The organism is Kitasatospora cineracea (assembly GCF_003751605.1).
Lineage (GTDB): Bacteria > Actinomycetota > Actinomycetes > Streptomycetales > Streptomycetaceae > Kitasatospora > Kitasatospora cineracea.
Map to the genome: position 1 here is coordinate 2,212,976 of NZ_RJVJ01000001.1, position 24,658 is coordinate 2,237,633.

Below are 24,658 nucleotides of genomic sequence, written 5' to 3' on the forward strand. Positions count from 1 at the left end.
GGGAACCGTTCCCGTGAGCAACCCGATCGGCAAGCTGCTCGGCGCGCTGCCCCCCGGCGTCCGGCTGGTCGCCGGGGGCACCGTCGTCCTCGGCGCGTCCTCGTACATCTACCTGGCCCTGGCCGGCTACAGCCTGGACAAGAGCCAGGTGGCGGGGATCTCGGTGCTGTGGACCGTGGTCATGTCCGTCGGCTACGGGCTGTTCACCCCGGTCGAGCTGGAGCTCAACCGGCTGGTCTCCACCCGCGACGCGGTCGGCCAGGGGCCGCTGGCCGCCGCCCGCCGGGTCCTGGTGTTCACCGGGGCCGTGCTGGCCCTGGTGCTCGCGGTGATCGCCGCCGCCGCCCGGCCGATCGCCGACGCGCTGTTCTCCGGCGACCTCGGACTGGTGGTCGGCCTGGCCGGCGCGATGGTCGGACTGGCCGTCAGCTCGGTGGTCCGTGGCGTGCTGGCCGGCCTCGGCCGGTTCAAGCCCTACGGCCGGCAGCTCGCCGTCGACGGCGGCCTGCGGATCCTGCTGGCCGCGCTGCTCCCGCTGGCCGGCCTGCACTCGGCGGTCGCCTTCAGCCTGATCCTGGTGGCCGCGCCGCTGGCCGCCTCGGTGATCGGCCTGCGCGGCGTGCTGGCCGACCGCCGCGGCGGCCCGGCGCCGAGCTGGCCCGCGGTGGTCCGCGGGGTCGGCATGCTGACCGGCTCGACCCTGCTGTCCCAGCTGATGGTCAACGCCGCGGTGGTCAGCGTGAAGCTGCTCGCACCGCACGACAACGACCTGGTCTCCGCCCTGCTGAACGCCGTGGTGCTGGCCCGGGTCCCGCTGTTCGCCTACGCCGCGATCCAGGCCTCGCTGGTCTCCGCGCTCTCCGGCGCGGCCGCGGTGGGCGACCACGCGGAGTTCCGGCGCACCCTCACCCGGACGGGGGGGATCGTGGCCGCGATGTGCGCGCTGGCCGGCCTCCCGACCGTCCTGCTCGGGCCCGACCTGATCCGGTTGGCCTTCAACGCGGCCCCGGTGCTGGACCGCGCGGACTTCCTCTGGCTGGTCCTGGGCACGCTGTTCTTCATGCTGGCCACGGTGTTCGGCCAGGCCCTGCTCTCCGTCGGTCGGCACCGGCAGCAGCTGTTCTCCTGGCTGGCGGGCACCATTGTCCTGGCGGCCGTGACGCTGTTGCCCGGGCAGGTGGCACCGCGGGCAGAATTCGGCTACCTGGCTGGTGCCGCGATCAGCGCTGCTGGCATGCTGTGGTCGCTGGTTCGTTCGCTGTCCCACGGCCGGCGCCCAGCAGCCGACCGGGCGGCCGACGAACGGCACCCCGCACCGGCCGTACCCGGTACCTCGGACCGTTATGCGCGGTAGGCGTCGGACGTTTCGCACGGCACGACGGAGAACGTGCTGCGACCGCCGCGCCCACCGCCGCTGAAAGGCGAATCTTGTCGTGCGACTAACGATCATCACCTCCATCACCGGTGTACTGGTGCTGCTGTACATCCTCGAGCTGCTGCGGCGTCAGCAGCTCCGGGAGAAGTACGCGGTGATCTGGCTGGCCATCGGTCTCGCGGTGGCCCCGCTCGGCTTCTTCCCCGACCTGCTGGACTCCACCGCCCGCCGGGTCGGCATCGCGTCCGGCGTCAGCCTGGTGCTCTTCGCGGGCTTCGTCATGGTCCTGCTGGTCTGCCTGCACCTGAGCTGGGAGGCCAGCCGCCTGGAGGCCGAGACCCGCAGCCTCGCCGAGGAGGTCGCGCTGCTGCGCTCCCACCTGGTCGAGCACCACGGGTACCCGGTCAGCAAGCAGAACAAGGCGGAGACCGCCGACGACACCGAGGTGTACTCATGATCGACGGCAAGCGCGTCCTCATCATCCTGCCCGCCTGGAACGAGCAGGACGGCCTCCCCGGCGTCCTCAAGGAGATCCGCACGACCCTCCCGGGCGTGGACACCCTGGTGGTCGACGACGGCTCCACCGACCGCACCTCCGCGGTCGCCGCGGAGTTCGGCTCCCCGGTCGCCCAACTCCCGTACAACCTCGGCGTCGGCGGCGCGATGCGGCTGGGCTACCGGTACGCCTTCCTGCACGGCTACGACGTCGCCATCCAGGTCGACTCCGACGGCCAGCACGACCCGGCGTACGTCCCGGTGATGCTGGAGAAGCTCAAGGAGGCCGACCTGGTGATCGGCGCCCGCTTCGCCGGCCAGGGCGACTACACGGTGCGCGGCCCCCGCAAGTGGGCGATGAGCCTGCTGTCCGTGGTGCTCTCCCGGATCACCCGCACCAAGCTGACCGACACCACCTCCGGCTTCCGCGCCTCGAACAAGCAGCTGATCGAGTTCTTCGCGCAGTGGTACCCGGTGGAGTACCTCGGCGACACCATCGAGAGCATGGTCGGCGCCGCCCGCTGCGGCTTCGTCGTGCGCCAGGTGCCGGTCGCCATGCGCGAGCGGACCACCGGCACCCCCAGCGCCTCGCCGATCAAGGCCACCGTCTACCTGGGCCGGGCCGGCCTGGTCCTGCTGCTGGCGATGATCCGCCGGATGCCCAAGCACCTCAAGGCCCTGGCCCCCCGACGCGCCGGGAGCGGCCGCGTCCTGACTGGACAGTGAGCGGCATGACAGACCTGACCACCGAGCCGGCCGCCCCCGCGGCCGCCGCCCCCGGACGCGACTCCCGGCTGGGCCGGATCGGCGACCGGCTGCACGACCTCAAGCCCTGGCAGCTGCGGTCCGCCGAGTTCGTGGTGAGCATCGGCGCCTCCCTGCTCTTCCTGCGGCTGTGCATGCACATCAGCGTCAACCCGCTGCAGCGGGTCGGGCAGGTCAGCGGCCTGGCCAAGGTCCAGCAGTACGGCGCCCTGGTCGGCCTGCCGCTGCTGGCGGTGCTGCTCTACACCGCCTACCGCGGCAGCCTGCGCCGCCACCAGCTGGTCCAGCGCCTGGTCTGCGCCGCGGTGGCCGGCCTGGCCACCGGCGCGGTGGCCGGCGGCATCGCGGTCGCCCTGCACGGCACCCCCTTCGGCCTGGGCGGCCAGGAGGGCGACCCGGGCAACGTGATGGGCATGGCGAACAACATGATGACCGGGCACAAGCTGCTGCCCGGCGTCTACCCGCCGCTGTTCCCGGCCGCGCTCGCGGTGGTCGCCAAGGTCTTCCACCACGGCGTCTCCGGGGTCGGCTACGCCATGAAGGACCTCCAACTGGTGGTCACCGCGGTGGCCGGCCCGGCCACCTACCTGGCCTGGCGGCTGCTGCTGCGCCCGTTCTGGGCGGTCCTGCTGGCGGCCCCCGCGGCGATCCTGTTCATGGACCCGATCCGCCCGTACAGCCACATCACCATGCTGGTGATGATCCCGGTGCTGGCCGGCTGCCTGCGCGAGCTGCACCGGGCGTCCACCCTCTCCACCCGCTCGCTGCTGCTGCGCGCGGCCGGGTTCGGCGCCTCCTTCGGCATCCTGTTCCTGTGGTACTCGGGCTGGTTCATCTGGGCCGCGCCCGGCGTGATGCTGCTGGCCGTGTTCCTGGTGCCGTGGCGCGGCGGCCGGGCCCGGCTGCGCCCCGCGCTGACCTACCTCGGGGTGACCCTGCTGGCGGCCGGCGTCGTCGGCTCGCCGCTGCTGTACCAGATGGTCCGGCTGGGGGCGACCACCAAGGACCGGTACGCGTACGTGATGACGTACATCGACCCGGCGTACGTGATGGGCTGGGTCTCGGACCGCGAGGGCCACACCAACTACCACGTGTACCCGCAGACCGGGGAGCTGGCCGGGCAGAGCGCCTTCACCCTGCTGCTGCTGGCCGCGGTCGGCCTGGCGCTGGCGCTCGGGCTGCGCAACGTCGCGGTGCGCACCGCCGCCGCCGCGCTGATCAGCTCCTGGCTGCTGCGGTTCTGGTTCGCCTCGCACATGCAGCACGACCAGGCGGTGCAGCTGTACCCGCGCACCACCTGGATCATCATGTACACCCTGATCATCCTGGCGGTGTTCGGCCTGATGATGGCCTCCCAGCGCTCGGTGGGCTGGCTGCGCGGGGTCGGCGAGGCGGTCCGCCCGGCCCGGGCGATCACCCCGCAGGCGGTGGCCCGGGGCGTGGCCGGCGCGGTCTGCGCGCTGGCGCTGTTCGCCACCATGGGCGCCTCCTGGTCGGCCAACCGCTACATGCCGACCACCGAGGCCGGCGTCGAGGACATGGGCCTGGACGCGCTGCGCGCGCACCACATCAAGCAGCAGAACGGCACCTGCCCGAAGTACGCGGGCGGTGACTGCAGCGACATCAACATGGAGCTGGCCGAGTACACCTTCGGCCCGGACGACCTCCGGATCTTCTGCGGCAACGCCGACAAGGAGCAGTGGCCGCTGCAGTGCGGGCGCAACCGCCCCTGGTGACGGACCCCTCGCCCGATCGGGGCCGGTGCGGCGACGCCGCACCGGCCCCGATTGGCGTATCGCGCTCCTCCTGTGGCAGGATGTCCGGGTTGCTCGGTTGAGTACCGATGCTGCGCGCCTCCCGCCGGGAGGACCGGAAGCGAGTCCCATGTACTCGTCGTTCCCGTGAATGGCCGTTCATGTGCCCACGTGCTGTGTGTGGGTGCAGTGGTGTGTAAGCGACACCGCGGCAGCTGCGGGGCGAAAGTACGGGAATCTTCCGGGAAGCGTGTGCGGGGTACCGGCCCGGCTCACCCCAACCCCAGAAGTTCGAAACCGACGAGATGTTTCGCCGGTTTTTTGCAAGCGCGAGGGCGACACGCCCGAGCGCGGGGGTCGGAGGAGGAGTCGTGCAGCGACGTACGACACAAAGGACTACGAAGTAGCCATGGCGGGACAGAAGATCCGCATCCGGCTCAAGGCCTACGACCACGAGGTCATCGACTCCTCGGCGAAGAAGATCGTCGAGACGGTGATCAGGACTGGTGCGCAGGTCGCGGGCCCGGTGCCGCTGCCCACTGAGAAGAACGTTTACTGCGTCATCCGCTCGCCGCACAAGTACAAGGACTCGCGCGAGCACTTCGAGATGCGCACTCACAAGCGTCTGATCGACATCCTCGACCCCACGCCGAAGACGGTTGACTCGCTGATGCGTCTCGACCTGCCGGCGGGCGTCGACATCGAGATCAAGCTCTGAGAGGCGCACCGAAGATGGCTAAGCAGATTAAGGGCATCCTGGGCGAGAAGCTCGGCATGACCCAGGTCTGGGACGAGAACAACCGGGTCGTCCCGGTGACCGTCGTCAAGGCTGGGCCCAATGTCGTGACCCAGGTCCACACCGCCGACAGCCCGGCCGGCTACGACGCCGTCCAGATCGGCTTCGGCGAGATCGACCCCCGCAAGGTGAACAAGCCCCTCCAGGGCCACTTCGCCAAGGCCGGTGTCACCCCCCGCCGCCACCTGGTCGAGCTCCGTACCGCGGATGCGTCCGAGTACACCCTGGGCCAGGAGATCACCGCCGAGCTGTTCGAGGCGGGTGTCAAGGTCGACGTGACCGGCACCTCCAAGGGCAAGGGCTTCGCCGGTGTCATGAAGCGTCACAACTTCAAGGGCCTCGGCGCCGGTCACGGCACCCAGCGCAAGCACCGTTCGCCCGGCTCCATCGGTGGCTGCGCCACCCCGGGTCGTGTGTTCAAGGGCATGCGCATGGCGGGTCGGATGGGCCACGAGCGCGTGACCACCCAGAACCTGACCGTGCACGCGGTCGACGCGGAGAAGGGTCTGCTGCTCATCAAGGGCGCGATCCCGGGTCCGAACGGCGGCCTCGTCCTCGTCCGCACCGCGGCGAAGGGGCTGTGAAGGATATGAGCACCATTGACATCCTGTCGCCGGCCGGCGACAAGGCCGGCAGCCTCGAGCTGCCCGCCGAGATCTTCGACGCCAAGGTCAGCGTCCCGCTGATGCACCAGGTCGTCGTGGCGCAGCTCGCCGCGGCTCGCCAGGGCACCCACAAGGTCAAGCGTCGTGGCGAGGTCCGCGGTGGCGGCAAGAAGCCGTACCGCCAGAAGGGCACCGGCCGCGCCCGCCAGGGCTCGACCCGCGCCCCGCAGTTCGCCGGTGGTGGCGTCGTGCACGGTCCCGTGCCGCGCGACTACTCGCAGCGGACCCCGAAGAAGATGATCGCCGCCGCCCTGCGCAGCGCGCTCACCGACCGGGCTCGTCACGAGCGCATCCACGTCGTCACCGGCGTGACCGCGACCGAGGCTCCGTCGACCAAGGCCGCCAAGGTCCTGTTCGGCAAGATCTCCGAGCGCAAGAACCTCCTCCTGGTGGTCGAGCGCGAGGACGAGCTGGGCATCCTGTCCGCTCGCAACCTGCCGAACGTGCACATCCTGGACGCCGGCCAGCTGAACACCTACGACGTGCTCGTCTCCGACGATGTGGTCTTCACCCAGGCCGCCTTCGAGCGTTTCGTGGCCGGTCCGGCCGCGTCCGCCAAGGCCGTTGCTGCTGAGGGCGAGCTCGAAGGGACTGCCGCCTGATGAGCGAGATCACCTCCAAGACGTTCACGGACCCCCGTGACGTCCTGATCAAGCCGGTCATCTCCGAGAAGAGCTACTCGCTCCTCGACGAGAACAAGTACACGTTCGTCGTGTCTCCCGGTGCCAACAAGACCCAGATCAAGCAGGCCGTCGAGGCGGTCTTCTCGGTCAAGGTCGAGGCCGTGAACACGCTGAACCGTCAGGGCAAGCGCAAGCGCTCCAAGACGGGCTTCGGTAAGCGCAAGGACACCAAGCGCGCGATCGTGACGCTGGCCGAGGGCAACCGCATCGACATCTTCGGTGGTCCGGTCGCCTGACCCTCGGGTCAGGGACTGCGATCGTCGTAAAGGACGAGGACAGAAATGGGTATCCGCAAGTACAAGCCGACTACGCCGGGCCGCCGCGGCTCCAGCGTGGCCGACTTCGTCGAAATCACGCGGTCCACGCCGGAGAAGTCGCTGGTTCGCCCGCTGCACAGCAAGGGCGGCCGTAACAACGCCGGTCGTATCACCGCTCGCCACCAGGGTGGCGGTCACAAGCGCGCCTACCGTCTGATCGACTTCCGTCGTCACGACAAGGACGGCGTGCCGGCCAAGGTCGCTCACATCGAGTACGACCCGAACCGCACCGCGCGCATCGCGCTCCTGCACTACGCGGACGGCGAGAAGCGCTACATCATCGCCCCCCGCGGCGTCGCGCAGGGTGACCGGATCGAGAACGGCGCTGGCGCCGACATCAAGCCGGGCAACAACCTGCCGCTGCGCAACATCCCGGTCGGTACCACCATCCACGCGGTGGAGCTCCGTCCCGGCGGTGGCGCCAAGCTGGCCCGTTCCGCGGGTTCCGGCATTCAGCTGCTCGCCCGTGAGGGCCGCATGGCGCACCTGCGCATGCCCTCCGGTGAGATCCGCCTGGTGGACGCGCGCTGCCGCGCGACCGTCGGCGAGGTCGGCAACGCCGAGCAGTCGAACATCAACTGGGGCAAGGCCGGCCGTATGCGCTGGAAGGGCGTCCGCCCGACCGTGCGTGGTGTGGCCATGAACCCGATCGACCACCCGCACGGTGGTGGTGAGGGTAAGACCTCCGGTGGTCGCCACCCGGTCTCGCCGTGGGGCAAGCCCGAGGGCCGCACCCGTCGCCCGAACAAGGCGTCGGACTCCCTCATCGTGCGCCGCCGCAAGACCAACAAGAAGCGCTAGGAGCAGGTCAGATGCCGCGCAGTCTCAAGAAGGGCCCCTTCATCGACGACCACCTTCAGAAGAAGGTGGACGTGCAGAACGAGGCGGGCACGCAGAACGTCATCAAGACCTGGTCCCGTCGTTCCGTGATCTCCCCGGCCATGCTGGGCCACACGATCGCGGTTCACGATGGCCGCAAGCACGTCCCGGTGTTCGTCACCGAGTCGATGGTCGGCCACAAGCTCGGCGAGTTCGCTCCCACGCGCACCTTCAAGGGGCACGTGAAGGAAGACCGCAAGTCGAAGCGTCGCTAAGCATCGATTTTGAAGCTCCGCTTCGGGGCTTCCGAGCTGTAGCAACCAGAACGACGAAGTGACTTACTCCATTAAGGGGACAACCATGGAAGCCAGGGCCCAGGCGCGGTACATCCGCGTCACGCCCATGAAGGCCCGCCGCGTGGTGGACCTCATCCGTGGCCTGCAGGCCACGGAGGCCCAGGCGGTCCTGCGTTTCGCTCCGCAGGCCGCCACCGTGCCGGTCGGCAAGGTGCTCAACAGCGCCATCGCCAACGCCGCGCACAACTACAACCACTCCAACGTGGACGACCTCTACATCTCCGAGGCGTACGTTGACGAGGGCCCGACCCTGAAGCGGTTCCGTCCGCGCGCCCAGGGCCGTGCCTACCGGATCCGCAAGCGGACCAGCCACATCACCGTGGTCGTCAGCAGCAAGGAAGGGACCCGGTAATGGGCCAGAAGGTTAACCCGCACGGGTTCCGCCTCGGCATCAGCACGGACTTCAAGTCCCGCTGGTACGCCGACAAGCTGTACAAGGACTACGTCAAGGAAGACGTCGCCATCCGGCGTCTCATGACGCAGGGCATGGAGCGCGCCGGCATCTCGAAGGTGGAGATCGAGCGCACCCGTGACCGGGTCCGCGTGGACATCCACACCGCTCGTCCGGGCATCGTGATCGGCCGCCGTGGCACGGAGGCCGACAAGATCCGCGGCAAGCTGGAGAAGCTGACCGGCAAGCAGGTCCAGCTGAACATCCTCGAGGTCCGCAACCCCGAGATGGACGCCCAGCTCGTGGCCCAGGGCGTCGCGGAGCAGCTGTCCTCCCGCGTCTCCTTCCGTCGTGCCATGCGCAAGAGCATGCAGTCGACCATGAAGGCCGGCGCCAAGGGCATCAAGGTCCAGTGCTCCGGTCGTCTCGGCGGCGCCGAGATGAGCCGTTCGGAGTTCTACCGCGAGGGCCGTGTGCCGCTGCACACCCTGCGCGCGAACGTCGACTACGGCTTCTTCGAGGCCAAGACCACCTTCGGCCGCATCGGCGTGAAGGTCTGGATCTACAAGGGCGACGTCAAGAACATCGCCGAGGTCCGCGCTGAGAACGCCGCTGCCCGCTCCGGCAACCGCCCGGCCCGTCCCGAGGGCGGTCGTCCCGCCCGCGGTGGCGAGCGCGGTGGCCGTGGTGGCGAGCGCGGTGGCCGTGGCCGCCGTCCCGCCGCTGCTGCCGAGGCCCCCGCGGCCCCGGCCGCGGTCGAGGCTCCGGCTGCCGAGAACACCGGAACGGAGGCCTGACCGCAATGCTGATCCCCCGTCGGGTCAAGCACCGCAAGCAGCACCACCCGAAGCGCCGCGGCGCTGCCAAGGGTGGCACCGAGCTGGCGTTCGGCCAGTTCGGCATCCAGGCCGTGACCCCGGCCTACGTGACGAACCGTCAGATCGAGTCCGCTCGTATCGCGATCACCCGTCACATCCGTCGTGGCGGCAAGGTCTGGATCAACATCTACCCGGACCGCCCGCTCACCAAGAAGCCGGCCGAGACCCGCATGGGTTCCGGTAAGGGTTCGCCGGAGTGGTGGATCGCGAACGTGCACCCGGGTCGGGTCATGTTCGAACTGTCGTACCCGAACGAGAAGATTGCCCGCGAGGCGCTCACGCGTGCCGCGCACAAGCTTCCGATGAAGTGCCGGATCGTTCGGCGCGAGGACGGTGAGAGCTGATGTCGGCCGCTACCAAGGCTGCTGAGCTTCGGGAACTGGACAACGAGGGTCTCGTTGCCAAGCTCCGTGAGGCCAAGGAGGAGCTGTTCAACCTCCGCTTCCAGGCGGCGACCGGGCAGCTCGACAACCACGGACGGCTCCGGCTGGTCCGTAAGGACATCGCGCGGATCTACACCCTGATGCGCGAGCGCGAGCTGGGCATCGAGACGGTGGAGAACGCCTGATGACTGAGAACACCAACGAGACGCGCGGTTTCCGCAAGACCCGTGAGGGTCTCGTCGTCAGCGACAAGATGGACAAGACCGTCGTCGTCGCCGTCGAGGACCGCGTCAAGCACGCGCTGTACGGCAAGGTCATCCGCCGTACCAACAAGCTGAAGGCGCACGACGAGCAGAACGCGTGCGGTGTCGGCGACCGTGTCCTCCTGATGGAGACCCGGCCGCTGTCCGCGACGAAGCGCTGGCGCGTCGTCGAGATCCTCGAGAAGGCCAAGTAACAAGGTTGTTCGCGGTACGGCCGTATGTGCACCAGGCCCCCAGGGGCGCGGGTGTGAGCAGCGGCCGGCCCGTCAACACTTGTTGACGATCAGGAGAAAGCTGTGATCCAGCAGGAGTCGCGACTGCGCGTCGCCGACAACACGGGTGCCAAGGAGATTCTCTGCATCCGCGTTCTCGGTGGCTCCGGTCGCCGCTACGCCGGTATCGGGGACGTCATCGTCGCCACCGTCAAGGACGCGATCCCCGGCGGTTCGGTGAAGAAGGGCGACGTCGTCAAGTGCGTCGTCGTTCGCACCGTCAAGGAGCGCCGCCGTCCGGACGGTTCGTACATCCGCTTCGACGAGAACGCCGCTGTGGTTCTCAAGAACACCGATGGCGACCCCCGCGGTACCCGCATCTTCGGCCCGGTGGGCCGCGAGCTGCGCGACAAGAAGTTCATGAAGATCATCTCGCTGGCGCCGGAGGTGCTCTAACCCATGGCGAACAGCATGAAGATCAAGAAGGGTGACCTGGTCCAGGTCATCACCGGCAAGGACAAGGGCAAGCAGGGCAAGGTCATCCAGGCCATCCCCGCTGACAACAAGGTCCTGGTCGAGGGTGTCAACCGGGTCAAGAAGCACACCAAGCCGGGCCCCGGCACGCAGGGTGGCATCGTGACCGTCGAGGCCCCGGTGCACGTCTCCAACGTCCAGCTGGTCGTGGAGAAGGACGGCAAGAAGGTCGTCACCCGCGTCGGCTACCGCTTTGACGACCAGGGCAACAAGATCCGCGTTGCCAAGCGGACCGGTGAGGACATCTGATGTCTGAGACGACTGTTGAGAAGGTGACCCCCCGCCTCAAGGAGAAGTACCTCTCCGAGGTCAAGGGTCAGCTGCACGAGCAGTTCTCGTACGAGAACGTCATGCTGATCCCCGGCCTGGTCAAGGTCGTGGTCAACATGGGTGTCGGCGAGGCCGCCCGTGACAGCAAGCTGATCGAGGGTGCCATCAAGGACCTGACCGCGATCACCGGTCAGAAGCCGGCCGTCACCAAGGCCCGCAAGTCCATCGCGCAGTTCAAGCTGCGCGAGGGCCAGCCGATCGGTGCCCACGTCACCCTCCGTGGTGACCGCATGTGGGAGTTCGTGGACCGTCTGGTGTCGCTGGCTCTGCCGCGTATCCGTGACTTCCGCGGCCTCTCTCCCAAGCAGTTCGACGGCCGTGGCAACTACACCTTCGGTCTGACCGAGCAGGTCATGTTCCACGAGATCGACCAGGACAAGGTCGACCGTCAGCGCGGTATGGACATCACCGTCGTGACCACCGCTCAGACCGACGATGAGGGCCGGGCGCTGCTGCGCGCTCTGGGCTTCCCTTTCAAGGAGGCGTGAGCCATGGCGAAGAAGGCCCTGATCGCTAAGTCCGAGCGCAAGCCGAAGTTCGGCGTCCGGGCGTACACCCGGTGCCAGCGCTGCGGCCGTCCGCACTCGGTGTACCGCAAGTTCGGCCTGTGCCGTGTGTGCCTCCGTGAGATGGCGCACCGCGGCGAGCTGCCGGGCGTGACCAAGAGCTCCTGGTAGTCCTTACCAGCTGTTCTGACATCAGCGAGTAGGTGCCCGACCTCGACGCTTTTGGGTTCCCGCGAGGGATCCCGTAAGGTGTTGGGGTCGGGCCCCTGCTGCGGCGTCCCCCTCCGGGCGAGCCGCGGCCTTCCTGCGAGGGCCCGCGAACATTCAGTCTTACTACGTCGTAGGTCCCCTGCGCTTGTGCCCCTTTCGCACTCCAGCGAGTGCGCGGAGGGGGACCTGGTGCGGAGAAACCACGGCGGGAGAGGCCTGAGGCCACCATGACCATGACCGACCCCATCGCAGACATGCTCACGCGTCTGCGTAACGCGAACTCGGCGTACCACGATTCCGTGGCGATGCCGGCCAGCAAGATCAAGGCGCACGTCGCCGAGATCCTGCAGCAGGAGGGGTACATCTCCTCCTACAAGGTTGAGGAGCCCACCGAGAACGAGGTCGGCAAGAAGCTGACCATCGAGCTCAAGTTCGGCCCCAACCGCGAGCGTTCCATCGCCGGCATCAAGCGCATCAGCAAGCCGGGTCTGCGTGTGTACGCAAAGTCCACCAACCTGCCGAAGGTGCTCGGCGGCCTGGGCGTGGCGATCATCTCCACGTCCTCCGGCCTCCTGACCGACAAGCAGGCCGCCAAGAAGGGCGTAGGCGGAGAAGTTCTCGCCTACGTCTGGTAATTCGGGAAACGGAGGTACAGCAATGTCGCGCATTGGACGGCTGCCCATCCAGGTTCCCGCTGGTGTGGACGTCACCATCGACGGCCAGACGGTCTCGGTGAAGGGCCCCAAGGGCTCGCTCACCCACGTCGTCGCCGCGCCGATCGAGATCGGCAAGGGCGAGGACGGCACTCTGGTCGTCACCCGCCCGAACGACGAGCGTCAGTCGAAGGCCCTGCACGGCCTGTCGCGCACGCTGGTGGCGAACATGATCACCGGCGTGACCGCGGGCTACCGCAAGTCGCTGGAGATCAGCGGCGTCGGCTACCGAGTCACGGCGAAGGGCTCCGACATGGAGTTCGCGCTGGGCTACAGCCACCCGATCCTGGTCACCGCGCCGGAGGGGATCTCCTTCGTCGTCGAGACGCCCACCAAGTTCCACGTGGACGGCACCGACAAGCAGAAGGTCGGCGAGATCGCCGCCAAGATCCGCAAGCTGCGCAAGCCCGACCCGTACAAGGCCAAGGGCGTCAAGTACGCGGGCGAGGTCATCCGCCGCAAGGTCGGAAAGAGTGGTAAGTAAGCGATGAGCGTCTCTGTCAAGATCGGCAAGGGCAACGCCTACAAGAACGCCGCCCGCAAGCGCCGCGCCATTCGCGTTCGCAAGCGCGTCGTCGGCACCGAGGTGCGTCCGCGCCTCGTCGTGACGCGTTCGAACCGCCACATGGTCGCCCAGGTCATCGACGACGCCAAGGGTCACACCCTGGCGTCGGCGTCCACCCTCGACGTGTCCATCAAGGGCACCGAGGGCGACAAGACCGAGCTGGCCAAGAAGGTCGGAAGCCTGGTCGCCGAGCGCGCCAAGGCCGCCGGCGTCGAGTCGGTCGTCTTCGACCGCGCGGGCAACCGGTACGCCGGCCGCATCGCCGCCCTGGCGGACGCGGCCCGCGAGTCCGGGCTCGACTTCTAAGCCGCTCGTCGACTCTGTCGGCGGACGTAAACGAGAGAGGTAATTCCAATGGCTGGACCCCAGCGCCGCGGTAGCGGCGCCGGCGGCGGCACCGGTGGCGAGCGGCGCGACCGTAAGCGTGACGACCGGGGCGGCGCCCCCGTCGCCGAGAAGACCGCTTACGTCGAGCGCGTGGTCGCGATCAACCGTGTCGCCAAGGTTGTCAAGGGTGGTCGTCGTTTCAGCTTCACCGCGCTGGTCGTGGTGGGCGACGGTGACGGCACCGTGGGTGTCGGTTACGGCAAGGCGAAGGAGGTTCCGGCCGCCATCGCCAAGGGTGTTGAGGAGGCCAAGAAGAACTTCTTCAAGGTCCCCCGTATCCAGGGCACCATCCCGCACCCCATCCAGGGCGAGAAGGCCGCCGGCGTCGTGCTGCTGAAGCCGGCGTCCCCCGGTACCGGTGTTATCGCCGGTGGCCCGGTGCGTGCCGTCCTGGAGTGCGCCGGCGTTCACGACATCCTGTCGAAGTCGCTCGGCTCGGACAACGCGATCAACATCGTGCACGCCACCGTGGCCGCTCTGAAGGGCCTCGTGCGCCCCGAGGAGATCGCCGCCCGTCGTGGCCTGCCCCTGGAGGACGTGGCCCCGGCCGCGCTGCTCCGGGCCCGTGCGGCTGGGGTGAGCGCCTGATGGCTCGCCTGAAGGTCACCCAGACCAAGTCGTACATCGGTAGCAAGCAGAACCACCGTGACACCCTGCGTTCGCTCGGCCTGAAGCGGCTGAACGACACCGTGGTGAAGGAGGACCGCCCGGAGATCCGCGGCATGGTCCACACCGTTCGCCACCTCGTCACGGTCGAGGAGGTGGACTGAAATGGCGGACAACTCGCCGATCAAGCTCCACAACCTGAAGCCCGCCCCGGGTGCCAAGAAGGACAAGATCCGCGTTGGTCGCGGTGAGGGCTCCAAGGGTAAGACTGCAGGTCGTGGCACCAAGGGCACCAAGGCCCGCTACCAGGTTCCGCAGCGCTTCGAGGGTGGCCAGATGCCGCTCCACATGCGCCTGCCGAAGCTGAAGGGCTTCAAGAACCCGGCCCACAAGCAGTTCCAGGTCGTGAACCTGGACCGCCTGGCCGAGCTCTACCCGAACGGTGGCGAGGTCACCGTGGCCGACCTGATCGCGAAGGGCGCCGTTCGCAAGAACGAGCTCGTCAAGGTCCTCGGCCAGGGCGACATCGCGGTGGCGCTGCAGGTGACGGTCGACGCCGTCTCCGGCTCCGCCGCCGAGAAGATCACCGCGGCCGGCGGTTCGGTCACCGAACTGCTCTGACGCGATCGATCTGACGCACGGACAGACACCGGGCCCCGAGCCCCTCTTGCGAAAGGGGGGCCGGGGCCCGGTGCCGTTGGCACCCCTTGCACACGCTCGATTTGTGTGTCAAACCCGGGCAAGCCGTACCCCATGCGTGGGGGAGCGGCCGCACGCGCTTCTTTCCGGCCCCCGGGCACTGTTAGAGTCCGTGAAGTTCCCTTTCCCCACATCAGGACCGACCCTTCCGCCGACGACGCGCGGGAGGCGCAGGAGGCACCGTGCTCAGTGCGTTCGCGCGGGCGTTCCAGACGCCCGACCTGCGCAAGAAGCTGCTGTTCACGCTGGGCATCATGGTGCTGTTCCGGCTGGGCGCCCACGTCCCCATGCCCGGAATCAACTTCCAGGCCGTCCACGCGTGCGTCAACGGGCAGAAGGAAGGCCTGTTCGGGCTGGTCAACCTGTTCAGCGGCAACGCGCTGCTGCAGCTGACCATCTTCGCGCTCGGCATCATGCCGTACATCACGGCCAGCATCATCCTGCAGCTGCTCACCGTGGTCATCCCGCGGCTGGAGGCCCTGAAGAAGGAGGGGCAGGCCGGCACCGCGAAGATCACCCAGTACACCCGCTACCTGACCATCGCCCTCGCGGTGCTGCAGGGCACCGGCATCCTGGCGACCGCGTCCAGCGGTGCGCTGTTCTCGGGCTGCCCCGAGGGCGGCAACATCGTGCCGAACCAGTCGATCTTCCGGATCGCCACCATGGTCATCATCATGACCGCCGGCACCACCGTCATCATGTGGCTGGGTGAGCTGATCACCGACCGCGGCATCGGCAACGGCATGTCGATCCTGATCTTCACCTCGATCGCTGCGGGCTTCCCCGGCTCGATGTGGGCGATCAAGGAGTCCGGCAAGCTGCTGGACGGCTGGGGCGAGTTCGCCTCGGTCATCGCGGTCGGCATCATCGTGGTCTGCCTGGTCATCTTCGTCGAGCAGGCCCAGCGCCGGATCCCGGTGCAGTACGCGAAGCGGATGGTGGGCCGCCGGTCCTTCGGCGGCACCTCGACCTACATCCCGCTGAAGGTCAACCAGGCCGGCGTCATCCCGGTCATCTTCGCCTCCTCGCTGCTGTACATCCCGGCGCTGGTGGTGCAGCTGACCAACTCGCAGGCGAGCTGGGCGATCTGGATCCGGAACCACTTCGTCAAGGGTGACCACCCGGTCTACATGGCGACCTACTTCGTGCTGATCGTCTTCTTCGCCTTCTTCTACGTCGCCATCTCCTTCAACCCCGAAGAAGTTGCCGACAACATGAAGAAGTATGGTGGCTTCATCCCGGGCATCCGGGCCGGCCGGCCGACGGCCGAGTACCTGAACTACGTGCTCACCCGCATCACGTGGCCGGGTTCCCTCTACCTGGGCCTCATCGCGTTGATCCCGATGGTCGCCCTGGTCGCCTTCGGACAGCAGACCAACTTCCCGTTCGGCGGCACCTCCGTGCTCATCGTCGTCGGCGTCGGACTCGAAACTGTGAAGCAGATCGAGAGCCAACTCCAGCAGCGCAATTACGAAGGGTTCCTCCGCTGATGCGAATCGTCCTCGTCGGACCCCCCGGGGCCGGGAAGGGTACTCAGGCGCACGTTCTGGCCAAGACCCTGTCCATTCCCCACATCTCCACCGGTGACCTGTTCCGCGCGAACATCAGCCAGGGCACCCCGCTGGGTGTCGAGGCGAAGTCCTACATGGACGCCGGGCGCCTGGTGCCCGACGAGGTCACCATCGGGATGGCCAAGGACCGCATGCTCCAGCCGGACGCCGCAGGCGGCTTCCTGCTGGACGGCTTCCCGCGCAACCTGGGCCAGGCGGAGGCGCTGGACGCCATCCTGGCCGAGAACGGGATCGCGCTGGACGGCGTGCTGGACCTTGAGGTCCCCGAGGACGAGGTCGTCAAGCGGATCGCCGGTCGCCGGCTGTGCCGCAACGACGGCGCCCACGTGTTCCACGTGGTGTACAACCCGCCGAAGGTCGAGGGCGTCTGCGACGAGTGCGGCGGCGAGCTGTACCAGCGCTCGGACGACACCGAAGAGGCCGTCCGGGTCCGCTTGGAGGAGTACCACTCCAAGACCGAGCCGATCATCGGCTACTACCAGGCGCAGGGCCTGCTGGTCACCATCTCCGCCCTCGGCAAGGTGGACGAGGTGACCGAGCGCGCGGTCGCCGCCCTGGAGCAGAACAAGAACGCCTGACGCCACGACGCGTCGTGAGACGGCCGGGTCGCCCCGAAGCGGGCGGCCCGGCCGTCTCGTGCGTCGTACGGTGGAGGGCAGTCCGAAATCAGAACGTGGAAGGCGTTGACCAGATGGTGGAGATCAAGACCCCCGAGCAGATCGCCAAGATGCGGGCGGCCGGGCTGGTCGTCGCCGAGGCGCTGAAGGCCGCCCGCGAGGCGGTCGCCCCGGGGGTGACCACCGGCGAGCTGAACGACGTCGCCGACGCGGTCATCGCCAAGCACGGCGCCACCTCCAACTTCCGCGCCGACCACGGCGGTCTGTGGTTCCCGGGGGTGATCTGCGCCTCGGTGAACGAGGAGGTCGTGCACGGCATCCCCGGCGAGCGGGTGCTGAAGGCCGGCGACCTGATCTCGATCGACTGCGGCGCGATCCTGGACGGCTGGCACGGCGACGCGGCGATCACCGTCGCGGTCGGCGAGACCGCCGCCGAGAACGTGATGCTGTCGAAGGTCACCGAGGGCTCGATGTGGGCCGGCATCGCCCAGATGAAGAAGGGCAACCGGCTGGTCGACGTCTCCCGGGCGATCGAGGGCTTCGTCCGCCGCCAGCCGCTGCCGCCGAAGGGCAAGTGGGGCATCACCGAGGGCTACGGCGGCCACGGCATCGGCACCGCGATGCACATGGAGCCGCACGTGCTGAACTACGTGGCCGGCCGCGGCAAGGGCATGAAGCTGGTCCCGGGCACCGTGCTGGCGATCGAGCCGATGGTCTCGCTCGGCACCCCGCACACCGCGGTGCTGGAGGACGACTGGACGGTCGTCACCACCGACGGCACCTGGGCCTCGCACTGGGAGCACTCGGTGGCCGTCACCGAGCAGGGCCCGCTGGTGCTGACCGCCTTCGACGGGGGCCGGGCCGAGCTGGCCAAGCTGGGCGTCACCGCGGCGCCGGACCCGCTGGGCTGATCCGGATGATCTGAGGGACTTCTCTCACCGCGGGCGGATCGGGGCCGGGGGGTTTGGACCTCCGGGCCCCTTGTCCTATTTTCATCAGCTGACACCCGCAGCAACCCCAGGGGAGAGACAGTGCTCAAGGGCTTCCGCGACTTCATGATGCGCGGCAACGTCATCGACATGGCCGTCGGTGTGGTCATCGGTGCCGCGTTCACCGGCGTGGTGACCGGTTTCGTCACCGCCTTCCTCACCCCGGTGGTCGGCGTGGTGGTCGGCGCGGCCGGCGACTTCAGCGCCTACACCTTCTCGGTGGCCGGCGTGCACTTCCCGTACGGCCAGTTCCTGAACGTGCTGATCGCGTTCGTGCTGACCGCCGCGGTGCTGTACTTCTGCGTGGTGCTGCCGGTCTCCAAGGCCACCGCCCGGTACCTGCCGAAGAAGCCCTCGGTGCCCAAGCGCCCCTGCCCCGAGTGCCTGACCGAGATCCCCGAGGCCGCCCGCCGCTGCTCGGCCTGCACCGCCGTGGTGGAGCCGGTCATCCCGGTGCAGGTCGCCGTGAAGTACTGAACCCCGGCGCCGTGCCGGGCTGATTTCGCTCCGGTGCGGTGCTTGGTTTACGATGGTGCGTCGGCTCTCTCGTAGCGTGTTCCCGCACGCCCTCAGCCCAGGGGAATCCCCCGTGGCAGAGGTGAAGCCTGGTTCGCACGAGCGTTCCGCATACGGTAGCCGGACCCGAAGGGTGGATCTCGCAGTTCATGGCTAAGAAGCAAGGCGCCATTGAGATCGAGGGCACCGTGATCGAGTCTCTTCCGAACGCGATGTTCAAGGTCGAGCTGCAGAACGGTCACAAGGTCCTCGCGCACATCAGCGGCAAGATGCGCATGCACTACATCCGCATCCTCCCGGATGACCGGGTCGTGGTGGAGCTCAGCCCCTACGACCTGACCCGCGGCCGGATCGTCTACCGCTACAAGTAACAACCGCCAGATCTAGACCCCGGAGAACCTGAATCATGAAGGTCAAGCCGAGCGTCAAGAAGATCTGCGACAAGTGCAAGGTGATCCGCCGCCACGGCCGGGTCATGGTGATCTGCGACAACCTGCGCCACAAGCAGCGCCAGGGCTGATCCACCCCCCGCATTTCTCGTAGGACCTTCGCGCGACGCGCACCAACGTCATAAGCGGGCCGCCCGATCCGTCCGTCCCGGACGGACTGCCACCCCCGGTCAGAGGCCGGGGCTCCCTGTCGAGAGACAGCGAGTAGGCGGCACGTCAGACCTCTGAGAAGAACCACAGGAGCCTTGAATGGCACGCCTTTCCGGCGTTGATCTCCCCCGCGAGAAGCGGATCGAGATCGCCCTCACCTACGTCTACGGCATCGGCAAGACCCGCGCCCAGCTGGCCCTCGCCGAGACCGGCGTGAGCGGTGACATCCGCGTGCGCGACATCACCGAGGACGACCTCGTCAAGCTGCAGAAGTTCGTGGACGCGAACTTCGAGGTCGAGGGTGACCTCCGCCGCCAGGTCGCCGCCGACATCCGCCGCAAGGTCGAGATCGGCTGCTACGAGGGCCTGCGCCACCGTCGCGGTCTGCCCGTCCGCGGCCAGCGCACCCACACCAACGCGCGTACCCGCAAGGGCCCGCGTCGCGCGATCGCCGGCAAGAAGAAGCCGGGCAAGAAGTAGTCCGTCCCGTCACCGGACATCCCTCCGGCCCGCGGGTCAGCGGACCGACCACCTCAGTAGGAGAACAGACTTATGCCCCCCAAGGGTCGTCAGGCTGCCGGCGCGAAGAAGATCCGCCGCAAGGAGAAGAAGAACGTCGCTCACGGGCACGCCCACATCAAGAGCACGTTCAACAACACCATCGTTTCGATCACCGACCCCTCGGGCAACGTGATCTCCTGGGCCTCTGCCGGCCACGTCGGCTTCAAGGGCTCGCGCAAGTCCACCCCGTTCGCCGCGCAGATGGCCGCCGAGGCCGCTGCCCGTCGCGCGCAGGAGCACGGCATGCGCAAGGTCGACGTCTTCGTCAAGGGTCCGGGCTCCGGCCGTGAGACCGCGATCCGCTCGCTCCAGGCCACCGGCCTGGAGGTCGGCTCGATCCAGGACGTCACCCCCACCCCGCACAACGGCTGCCGTCCGCCGAAGCGCCGCCGCGTCTGACGCGACGCCTGGGGTCACCAGGCGATCGGTGTTTTAAACCTCGTACGGGCTCCCGTTTGTCGCGGGAGCCCGTACGCTTGAGTTCTATCGGCATCAAATAGTGGGTGCCGAAGACAACTGGAGGATCCAGAACATGCTGATCGCTCAGCGTCCTTCGCTGACCGAAGAGGTCGTCGACGAGTTCCGCTCGCGGTTCGTGATCGAGCCGCTCGAGCCGGGCTTCGGCTACACCCTCGGCAACTCGCTCCGCCGCACGCTCCTCTCCTCGATCCCGGGTGCCGCCGTCACCAGCATCCGGATCGACGGCGTCCTGCACGAGTTCACCACCGTGCCGGGCGTCAAGGAGGACGTCACCGACCTCATCCTGAACATCAAGCAGCTGGTCGTCTCCTCGGAGCACGACGAGCCGGTCGTGATGTACCTGCGCAAGCAGGGCCCGGGTGTGGTCACCGCCGCCGACATCGCGCCCCCGGCCGGTGTCGAGGTGCACAACCCCGAGCTGGTCCTCGCCACGCTGAACGGCAAGGGCAAGCTGGAGATGGAGCTGACCGTCGAGCGCGGTCGCGGCTACGTCTCCGCCGTGCAGAACAAGGCCTCGGGCCAGGAGATCGGCCGCATCCCGGTCGACTCCATCTACAGCCCGGTGCTCAAGGTCACCTACAAGGTCGAGGCGACCCGCGTCGAGCAGCGCACCGACTTCGACAAGCTGATCGTCGACGTCGAGACCAAGCCGGCCATGCGTCCGCGCGACGCGATGGCGTCGGCCGGCAAGACCCTGGTCGAGCTGTTCGGCCTGGCCCGCGAGCTGAACGTCGACGCCGAGGGCATCGACATGGGCCCGTCCCCGACGGACGCCGCCCTGGCCGCGGACCTGGCGCTGCCGATCGAGGAGCTGGAACTCACCGTCCGCTCCTACAACTGCCTCAAGCGCGAGGGCATCCACACCGTGGGTGAGCTCGTCGCCCGCTCGGAGGCCGACCTGCTCGACATCCGCAACTTCGGTGCGAAGTCGATCGACGAGGTCAAGGCGAAGCTGGCCGGCATGGGCCTGGCCCTCAAGGACAGCCCGCCCGGGTTCGACCCGACCGCCGCCGCCGACGCCTTCGGCGCCGACGACCTGGACGACCAGGGCTACGCGGAGACCGAGCAGTACTGAGTTCCCTGAAGTCTTGACGCCGGGGGCGGTTCCCAGTGGATCGCCCCCGGGGCCATGAAAGTCGTGCGGGCACAGTGTCCGCACGCCCGCTGCGGTACCTGGTACGGCCGTAGTCGGAGATACGAGGAGTAACCATGCCCCGTCCCACCAAGGGTGCCCGTCTCGGCGGCGGCCCGTCCCACGAGCCGCTCCTGCTGGCCGGCCTGGCCCGCGAGCTGTTCCAGTACGGCCGCATCACCACCACCGAGGCCAAGGCCCGTCGCCTGCGCCCGCTGGCGGAGAAGCTGATCACCAAGGCGAAGAAGGGCGACATCCACAACCGTCGCCTGGTGCGCAAGACCATCACCGACGTGTCGGTGCTGCACACCCTCTTCACCGAGATCGCCCCGCGGTTCGAGAACCGCCCCGGCGGCTACACCCGCATCACCAAGATCGGTGGCCGTCGCGGCGACAACGCCCCGATGGCCGTGATCGAGCTGGTCGAGGGCGAGATCGCCACCAAGGCGACCGTCGCCGAGGCCGAGGCCGCTGCCAAGCGCGCCGTCAAGGAGGCCGACCAGGCCGCCGAGGCGAAGGCCGACGAGGCCGCCGAGACCACCGAGGCCTGAGCCTCCGCGTAGTCTTCGTCCGGGCCCGCCCTCCCGCTCGTCGGGGGAGCGGGCCCGTTCGCATCTCAGCTGGGAGACAGGGGAGTTGGAGTGGTGAACGACTGCGCGGAGCTGCCGCCGGTGAAGGACGGCCCGGCGGACGGGCACACCCGGATCCGGCTGGACCTCGCCTACCACGGCGCGGAGTTCTCCGGCTGGGCCCGGCAGCGCGAACGGCGCACCGTGCAGGGCGAGTTGGAGGACGCGCTGCGGATCGTGCTGCGCAGCGAGGAGAACTTCCCGCTGACCGTGGCCGGCCGCACCGACGCCGGGGTGCACGCCCGCGGCCAGGTCGCGCACGTCGACCTGCCGGACGCGCTGTGGGCCCAGCACGGCGCCAAGCTGCTGCGCCGGCTGGCCGGGCGGCTGCCCGCCGACGTCCGGGTGTACCGGGTCGCCGAGGCGCCGCACGGCTTCGACGCCCGGTTCGCGGCGGTCTGGCGGCGCTACGCGTACCGGGTGGCCGACCACCCCGGCGGGGTCGACCCGCTGCTGCGCGGGCACGTGCTGTGGCACGACCGGCCGCTCGACCTGGCGAAGATGAACGAGGCGGCGGCGCTGCTGGTCGGCGAGCACGACTTCGCCGCGTACTGCAAGAAGCGCGAGGGCGCCACCACCATCCGCACCCTGTTGGAACTGCACTGGGACCGGGTGCCGATCGACCCGTACGCGGCCCAGGAGGGCTCGCTGGCGGTGGCCACCGTGCGGGCGGACGCGTTCTGCCACAACATGGTGCGCGCGCTGGTCGGGGCGATGCTGCTGGTCGGCGACGGGCACCGGCCGGTGGAGTTCCCGGGCGAGGTGCTGGCGGGCGGGGTGCGCAACTCGGCGGTCAACGTGATCCGGCCGCACGGGCTGACGCTGGAGGAGGTCGGCTACCCGGCCGACGAACTGCTCGCCGAGCGCAACCGGATCTCGCGGCGGCTGCGGACGCTGGGGGAGCCGGCCCCCGCGGGTGCTCCCGGAAGGTAAAGGGTTTGGTCGGCGGCGCGCGCCTTGGCACAATCCGAAGGCATGGGACACGTCGAGATTTCGCACCTTGAGTACTACCTGCCGGACGGGCGGGTGCTGTTCGACGACGCGTCCTTCCGGGTCGGCGAGGGCGCGGCCGTCGCGCTGGTCGGCGCCAACGGCGCGGGCAAGACCACGCTGCTGCGCATGATCGCGGGGGACACCCAGCCGCACGGCGGCTCGGTGACGGTCACCGGCGGGCTGGGCGTGATGCGGCAGTTCGTCGGCACCACCGGCCGGGAGAGCGCCGAGGACGCCCCGGGCGCGCTGCCCGCCGACGCCTCGGTGCGCGACCTGCTGGTCTCCGTCGCCCCGAAGCGGATCGCCGACGCGGCCCGCGCGGTGGACGCCGCGGAGCTGGCGATGATCGCCCAGGACGACGAGAAGTCGCAGATGGCCTACGCCCAGGCGCTCTCCGACTGGTCGGACGCCGGCGGCTACGAGTACGAGGCCGACTGGGACGTGTGCACGACGGCCGCGCTCGGCATGCCGTTCGAGCGGGCCCAGTGGCGCGGCCTGAACACCCTCTCGGGCGGCGAGCAGAAGCGGCTGGTGCTGGAGGCGCTGCTGCGCGGCCCCGACGAGGTGCTGCTGCTCGACGAGCCGGACAACTACCTGGACGTGCCGGGCAAGCGCTGGCTGGAGGAGGCCATCAAGGCCACCGGCAAGACCGTGCTGTACATCTCGCACGACCGCGAGCTGCTCTCCCGCACCGCCGAGAAGATCATCGCGGTGGAGTCCGGCGCGACCGGCTCCAGCGTCTGGGTGCACGGCGGAGGCTTCGACACCTTCCACGAGGCCCGCAAGGCCCGCTTCGAGCGCTTCGAGGAGCTGCGCCGCCGCTGGGACGAGGAGCACGCCAAGCTGAAGAAGCTGGTGCTGACGCTCCGCCAGGCCGCCGCGGTCAGCCACGAGATGGCCTCCCGGTACGCGGCCGCGCAGACCAGGCTGAAGAAGTTCGAGGACGCCGGCCCGCCCGAGGCGCCGCCGCGCGAGCAGTCGATCACCATGCGGCTCAAGGGCGGCCGCACCGGCGTGCGGGCCTTCACCATGCAGGGCCTGGAGCTGTCCGGCCTGATGAAGCCCTTCGACCTGGAGGTCTTCTACGGCGAGCGGGTCGCGGTGCTGGGCTCCAACGGCTCCGGCAAGTCGCACTTCCTGCGGCTGCTGGCCGGCGACGACACGGTCAAGCACGGCGGCACGTGGAAGCTCGGCGCCCGGGTCGTGCCCGGGCACTTCCGGCAGACCCACGCCCACCCCGAACTGCTCGGCCGCACGGTGCGCTCGATCGTCGAGGAGGAGCACGCGCTCTCCCGCGGCGCGGCCATGTCCGCGCTGCGCCGCTACGAGCTGGACCGGCAGGAGGAGCAGAAGTTCGAGTCGCTCTCCGGCGGCCAGCAGGCCCGGCTGATGATCCTCAAGCTGGAGCTGTCCGGCTCGACCGCGCTGCTGCTCGACGAGCCGACCGACAACCTGGACCTGGAGAGCGCCGAGGCGCTGCAGCAGGGCCTGGAGGCGTTCGACGGCACCGTGCTGTGCGTCACCCACGACCGCTGGTTCGCCCGCAGCTTCGACCGCTTCCTGGTGTTCGGCTCGGACGGCCGGGTCTACGAGGCCCCGGAGCCGGTCTGGGACGAGACCCGGGTGGTCCGGGACCGCTGAGCCGAGGTCCGTCCCGCCGGGCCGGTTTGGATTCCGCCCCACCGGCCCGGTAAGGTTGGCCGCTGTTGTGCGTATTGGCTCGCTCTATCTCACGTGAGAGGTCGGTACGCCGGAGACGACAGGCCGAACTCCAGCGGCTGCCCGAATTGCGTCCGGGCGGATCGGCTGGAGGCCCCGGGCCTTGGTGCTCCTGTCAGGACCCACTCACTGAAAAGCGAAGGCTACGAC

General features: G+C 68.7%; 37 protein-coding genes. All 37 read left to right on the forward strand.

Annotated elements, in window-relative coordinates:
- Nucleotides 1-13 precede the first annotated feature (13 nt).
- The 37 genes from EDD39_RS10215 (at nucleotide 14) to EDD39_RS10395 (ending at nucleotide 24,430) form a co-directional block, all read left to right on the forward strand.
- On the forward strand, nucleotides 14-1,354 hold the full coding sequence (locus tag EDD39_RS10215) for an MATE family efflux transporter (protein ID WP_123554999.1): 1,341 nt from the start codon (nucleotides 14-16) through the stop codon (nucleotides 1,352-1,354).
- Between the two features lie 79 nt (nucleotides 1,355-1,433).
- Nucleotides 1,434-1,832 (forward strand): DUF2304 domain-containing protein, encoded by a 399-nt coding sequence (locus tag EDD39_RS10220; protein WP_030457422.1) that lies wholly within the window; start codon nucleotides 1,434-1,436, stop codon nucleotides 1,830-1,832.
- Nucleotides 1,829-2,596, forward strand: a complete 768-nt coding sequence (locus EDD39_RS10225) for a glycosyltransferase family 2 protein (RefSeq protein ID WP_123555001.1) — start codon at nucleotides 1,829-1,831, stop codon at nucleotides 2,594-2,596. The genes EDD39_RS10220 and EDD39_RS10225 overlap by 4 nt, the downstream gene beginning before the upstream one ends.
- Nucleotides 2,597-2,601: 5 nt before the next feature.
- Complete coding sequence (locus EDD39_RS10230; protein WP_123555003.1) at nucleotides 2,602-4,371, forward strand: hypothetical protein; 1,770 nt, start codon at nucleotides 2,602-2,604, stop codon at nucleotides 4,369-4,371.
- 427 nt (nucleotides 4,372-4,798) lie between these two features.
- Nucleotides 4,799-5,107: a 30S ribosomal protein S10 gene (gene rpsJ, locus EDD39_RS10235; protein WP_012785157.1), complete on the forward strand. Its 309-nt coding sequence runs from the start codon at nucleotides 4,799-4,801 to the stop codon at nucleotides 5,105-5,107.
- Between the two features lie 14 nt (nucleotides 5,108-5,121).
- Nucleotides 5,122-5,769, forward strand: coding sequence for a 50S ribosomal protein L3 (gene rplC, locus EDD39_RS10240; RefSeq protein WP_014136287.1), 648 nt, complete (start codon nucleotides 5,122-5,124; stop codon nucleotides 5,767-5,769).
- 5 nt (nucleotides 5,770-5,774) lie between these two features.
- Nucleotides 5,775-6,452 (forward strand): 50S ribosomal protein L4, encoded by a 678-nt coding sequence (gene rplD / locus EDD39_RS10245; RefSeq protein ID WP_014136286.1) that lies wholly within the window; start codon nucleotides 5,775-5,777, stop codon nucleotides 6,450-6,452.
- Nucleotides 6,452-6,769, forward strand: coding sequence for a 50S ribosomal protein L23 (gene rplW / locus EDD39_RS10250; RefSeq protein WP_014136285.1), 318 nt, complete (start codon nucleotides 6,452-6,454; stop codon nucleotides 6,767-6,769). Before rplD ends, rplW begins: the two co-directional genes overlap by 1 nt.
- Before the next feature lie 45 nt (nucleotides 6,770-6,814).
- Nucleotides 6,815-7,651, forward strand: coding sequence for a 50S ribosomal protein L2 (gene rplB, locus EDD39_RS10255; RefSeq protein WP_030904886.1), 837 nt, complete (start codon nucleotides 6,815-6,817; stop codon nucleotides 7,649-7,651).
- An 11-nt stretch (nucleotides 7,652-7,662) separates the two neighbouring features.
- Complete coding sequence (rpsS, locus tag EDD39_RS10260) at nucleotides 7,663-7,944, forward strand: 30S ribosomal protein S19 (protein WP_014136283.1); 282 nt, start codon at nucleotides 7,663-7,665, stop codon at nucleotides 7,942-7,944.
- A gap of 85 nt (nucleotides 7,945-8,029) precedes the next feature.
- On the forward strand, nucleotides 8,030-8,377 hold the full coding sequence (gene rplV / locus EDD39_RS10265) for a 50S ribosomal protein L22 (protein WP_030457417.1): 348 nt from the start codon (nucleotides 8,030-8,032) through the stop codon (nucleotides 8,375-8,377).
- A complete protein-coding gene (gene rpsC / locus EDD39_RS10270; RefSeq protein ID WP_123555005.1) occupies nucleotides 8,377-9,213 on the forward strand; it encodes a 30S ribosomal protein S3 in 837 nt (278 codons plus the stop codon). The genes rplV and rpsC overlap by 1 nt, the downstream gene beginning before the upstream one ends.
- A gap of 5 nt (nucleotides 9,214-9,218) precedes the next feature.
- A complete protein-coding gene (gene rplP, locus EDD39_RS10275; protein ID WP_030457415.1) occupies nucleotides 9,219-9,638 on the forward strand; it encodes a 50S ribosomal protein L16 in 420 nt (139 codons plus the stop codon).
- Complete coding sequence (gene rpmC / locus EDD39_RS10280) at nucleotides 9,638-9,862, forward strand: 50S ribosomal protein L29 (RefSeq protein ID WP_014136279.1); 225 nt, start codon at nucleotides 9,638-9,640, stop codon at nucleotides 9,860-9,862. Before rplP ends, rpmC begins: the two co-directional genes overlap by 1 nt.
- Complete coding sequence (gene rpsQ / locus EDD39_RS10285) at nucleotides 9,862-10,134, forward strand: 30S ribosomal protein S17 (RefSeq protein WP_014136278.1); 273 nt, start codon at nucleotides 9,862-9,864, stop codon at nucleotides 10,132-10,134. Before rpmC ends, rpsQ begins: the two co-directional genes overlap by 1 nt.
- A gap of 102 nt (nucleotides 10,135-10,236) precedes the next feature.
- Nucleotides 10,237-10,608 (forward strand): 50S ribosomal protein L14, encoded by a 372-nt coding sequence (rplN, locus tag EDD39_RS10290; RefSeq protein WP_030300391.1) that lies wholly within the window; start codon nucleotides 10,237-10,239, stop codon nucleotides 10,606-10,608.
- 15 nt (nucleotides 10,609-10,623) lie between these two features.
- A complete protein-coding gene (gene rplX, locus EDD39_RS10295) occupies nucleotides 10,624-10,935 on the forward strand; it encodes a 50S ribosomal protein L24 (protein ID WP_030457413.1) in 312 nt (103 codons plus the stop codon).
- A complete protein-coding gene (gene rplE / locus EDD39_RS10300) occupies nucleotides 10,935-11,504 on the forward strand; it encodes a 50S ribosomal protein L5 (RefSeq protein ID WP_030457412.1) in 570 nt (189 codons plus the stop codon). The genes rplX and rplE overlap by 1 nt, the downstream gene beginning before the upstream one ends.
- Before the next feature lie 3 nt (nucleotides 11,505-11,507).
- A complete protein-coding gene (locus EDD39_RS10305; protein ID WP_008747480.1) occupies nucleotides 11,508-11,693 on the forward strand; it encodes a type Z 30S ribosomal protein S14 in 186 nt (61 codons plus the stop codon).
- 266 nt (nucleotides 11,694-11,959) lie between these two features.
- Nucleotides 11,960-12,367 carry a 30S ribosomal protein S8 gene (rpsH, locus tag EDD39_RS10310; RefSeq protein ID WP_014136274.1) on the forward strand — a complete coding sequence of 136 codons (408 nt, stop codon included), beginning with the start codon at nucleotides 11,960-11,962 and terminating at the stop codon, nucleotides 12,365-12,367.
- A 22-nt stretch (nucleotides 12,368-12,389) separates the two neighbouring features.
- A complete protein-coding gene (gene rplF, locus EDD39_RS10315; protein WP_030904898.1) occupies nucleotides 12,390-12,929 on the forward strand; it encodes a 50S ribosomal protein L6 in 540 nt (179 codons plus the stop codon).
- 3 nt (nucleotides 12,930-12,932) lie between these two features.
- Nucleotides 12,933-13,316, forward strand: coding sequence for a 50S ribosomal protein L18 (gene rplR, locus EDD39_RS10320; protein WP_014136272.1), 384 nt, complete (start codon nucleotides 12,933-12,935; stop codon nucleotides 13,314-13,316).
- A gap of 48 nt (nucleotides 13,317-13,364) precedes the next feature.
- Nucleotides 13,365-13,985 carry a 30S ribosomal protein S5 gene (rpsE, locus tag EDD39_RS10325; protein ID WP_014136271.1) on the forward strand — a complete coding sequence of 207 codons (621 nt, stop codon included), beginning with the start codon at nucleotides 13,365-13,367 and terminating at the stop codon, nucleotides 13,983-13,985.
- Nucleotides 13,985-14,167, forward strand: a complete 183-nt coding sequence (rpmD, locus tag EDD39_RS10330; protein ID WP_014136270.1) for a 50S ribosomal protein L30 — start codon at nucleotides 13,985-13,987, stop codon at nucleotides 14,165-14,167. Before rpsE ends, rpmD begins: the two co-directional genes overlap by 1 nt.
- 1 nt (nucleotide 14,168) lies before the next feature.
- Nucleotides 14,169-14,624, forward strand: a complete 456-nt coding sequence (rplO, locus tag EDD39_RS10335; RefSeq protein ID WP_123555007.1) for a 50S ribosomal protein L15 — start codon at nucleotides 14,169-14,171, stop codon at nucleotides 14,622-14,624.
- Nucleotides 14,625-14,884: 260 nt separating this feature from the next.
- Entirely contained in the window at nucleotides 14,885-16,192 is a 1,308-nt protein-coding gene (secY, locus tag EDD39_RS10340) for a preprotein translocase subunit SecY (RefSeq protein ID WP_030457408.1), read from the forward strand.
- Nucleotides 16,192-16,851 (forward strand): adenylate kinase, encoded by a 660-nt coding sequence (locus EDD39_RS10345; protein WP_030457407.1) that lies wholly within the window; start codon nucleotides 16,192-16,194, stop codon nucleotides 16,849-16,851. The genes secY and EDD39_RS10345 overlap by 1 nt, the downstream gene beginning before the upstream one ends.
- Nucleotides 16,852-16,964: 113 nt before the next feature.
- The gene (gene map, locus EDD39_RS10350; RefSeq protein ID WP_123555009.1) at nucleotides 16,965-17,801 is read left to right on the forward strand and encodes a type I methionyl aminopeptidase; all 837 of its coding nucleotides are present in this window, start codon (nucleotides 16,965-16,967) and stop codon (nucleotides 17,799-17,801) included.
- Between the two features lie 120 nt (nucleotides 17,802-17,921).
- Nucleotides 17,922-18,356, forward strand: coding sequence for a large conductance mechanosensitive channel protein MscL (mscL, locus tag EDD39_RS10355; protein ID WP_123555011.1), 435 nt, complete (start codon nucleotides 17,922-17,924; stop codon nucleotides 18,354-18,356).
- Nucleotides 18,357-18,544: 188 nt separating this feature from the next.
- Nucleotides 18,545-18,766, forward strand: coding sequence for a translation initiation factor IF-1 (infA, locus tag EDD39_RS10360; RefSeq protein ID WP_003956442.1), 222 nt, complete (start codon nucleotides 18,545-18,547; stop codon nucleotides 18,764-18,766).
- 35 nt (nucleotides 18,767-18,801) lie between these two features.
- Complete coding sequence (gene rpmJ, locus EDD39_RS10365) at nucleotides 18,802-18,915, forward strand: 50S ribosomal protein L36 (RefSeq protein ID WP_003956441.1); 114 nt, start codon at nucleotides 18,802-18,804, stop codon at nucleotides 18,913-18,915.
- A 178-nt stretch (nucleotides 18,916-19,093) separates the two neighbouring features.
- Nucleotides 19,094-19,474, forward strand: coding sequence for a 30S ribosomal protein S13 (gene rpsM, locus EDD39_RS10370; protein ID WP_123555013.1), 381 nt, complete (start codon nucleotides 19,094-19,096; stop codon nucleotides 19,472-19,474).
- Between the two features lie 72 nt (nucleotides 19,475-19,546).
- On the forward strand, nucleotides 19,547-19,954 hold the full coding sequence (gene rpsK / locus EDD39_RS10375) for a 30S ribosomal protein S11 (protein ID WP_014136257.1): 408 nt from the start codon (nucleotides 19,547-19,549) through the stop codon (nucleotides 19,952-19,954).
- Nucleotides 19,955-20,087: 133 nt separating this feature from the next.
- Nucleotides 20,088-21,110: a DNA-directed RNA polymerase subunit alpha gene (locus tag EDD39_RS10380; RefSeq protein ID WP_030457404.1), complete on the forward strand. Its 1,023-nt coding sequence runs from the start codon at nucleotides 20,088-20,090 to the stop codon at nucleotides 21,108-21,110.
- 134 nt (nucleotides 21,111-21,244) lie between these two features.
- Nucleotides 21,245-21,718, forward strand: a complete 474-nt coding sequence (gene rplQ, locus EDD39_RS10385; protein WP_123555015.1) for a 50S ribosomal protein L17 — start codon at nucleotides 21,245-21,247, stop codon at nucleotides 21,716-21,718.
- A gap of 93 nt (nucleotides 21,719-21,811) precedes the next feature.
- A complete protein-coding gene (gene truA, locus EDD39_RS10390; protein ID WP_425269673.1) occupies nucleotides 21,812-22,729 on the forward strand; it encodes a tRNA pseudouridine(38-40) synthase TruA in 918 nt (305 codons plus the stop codon).
- Between the two features lie 42 nt (nucleotides 22,730-22,771).
- Nucleotides 22,772-24,430 (forward strand): ABC-F family ATP-binding cassette domain-containing protein, encoded by a 1,659-nt coding sequence (locus EDD39_RS10395; protein WP_123555017.1) that lies wholly within the window; start codon nucleotides 22,772-22,774, stop codon nucleotides 24,428-24,430.
- Nucleotides 24,431-24,658: the final 228 nt, after the last annotated feature.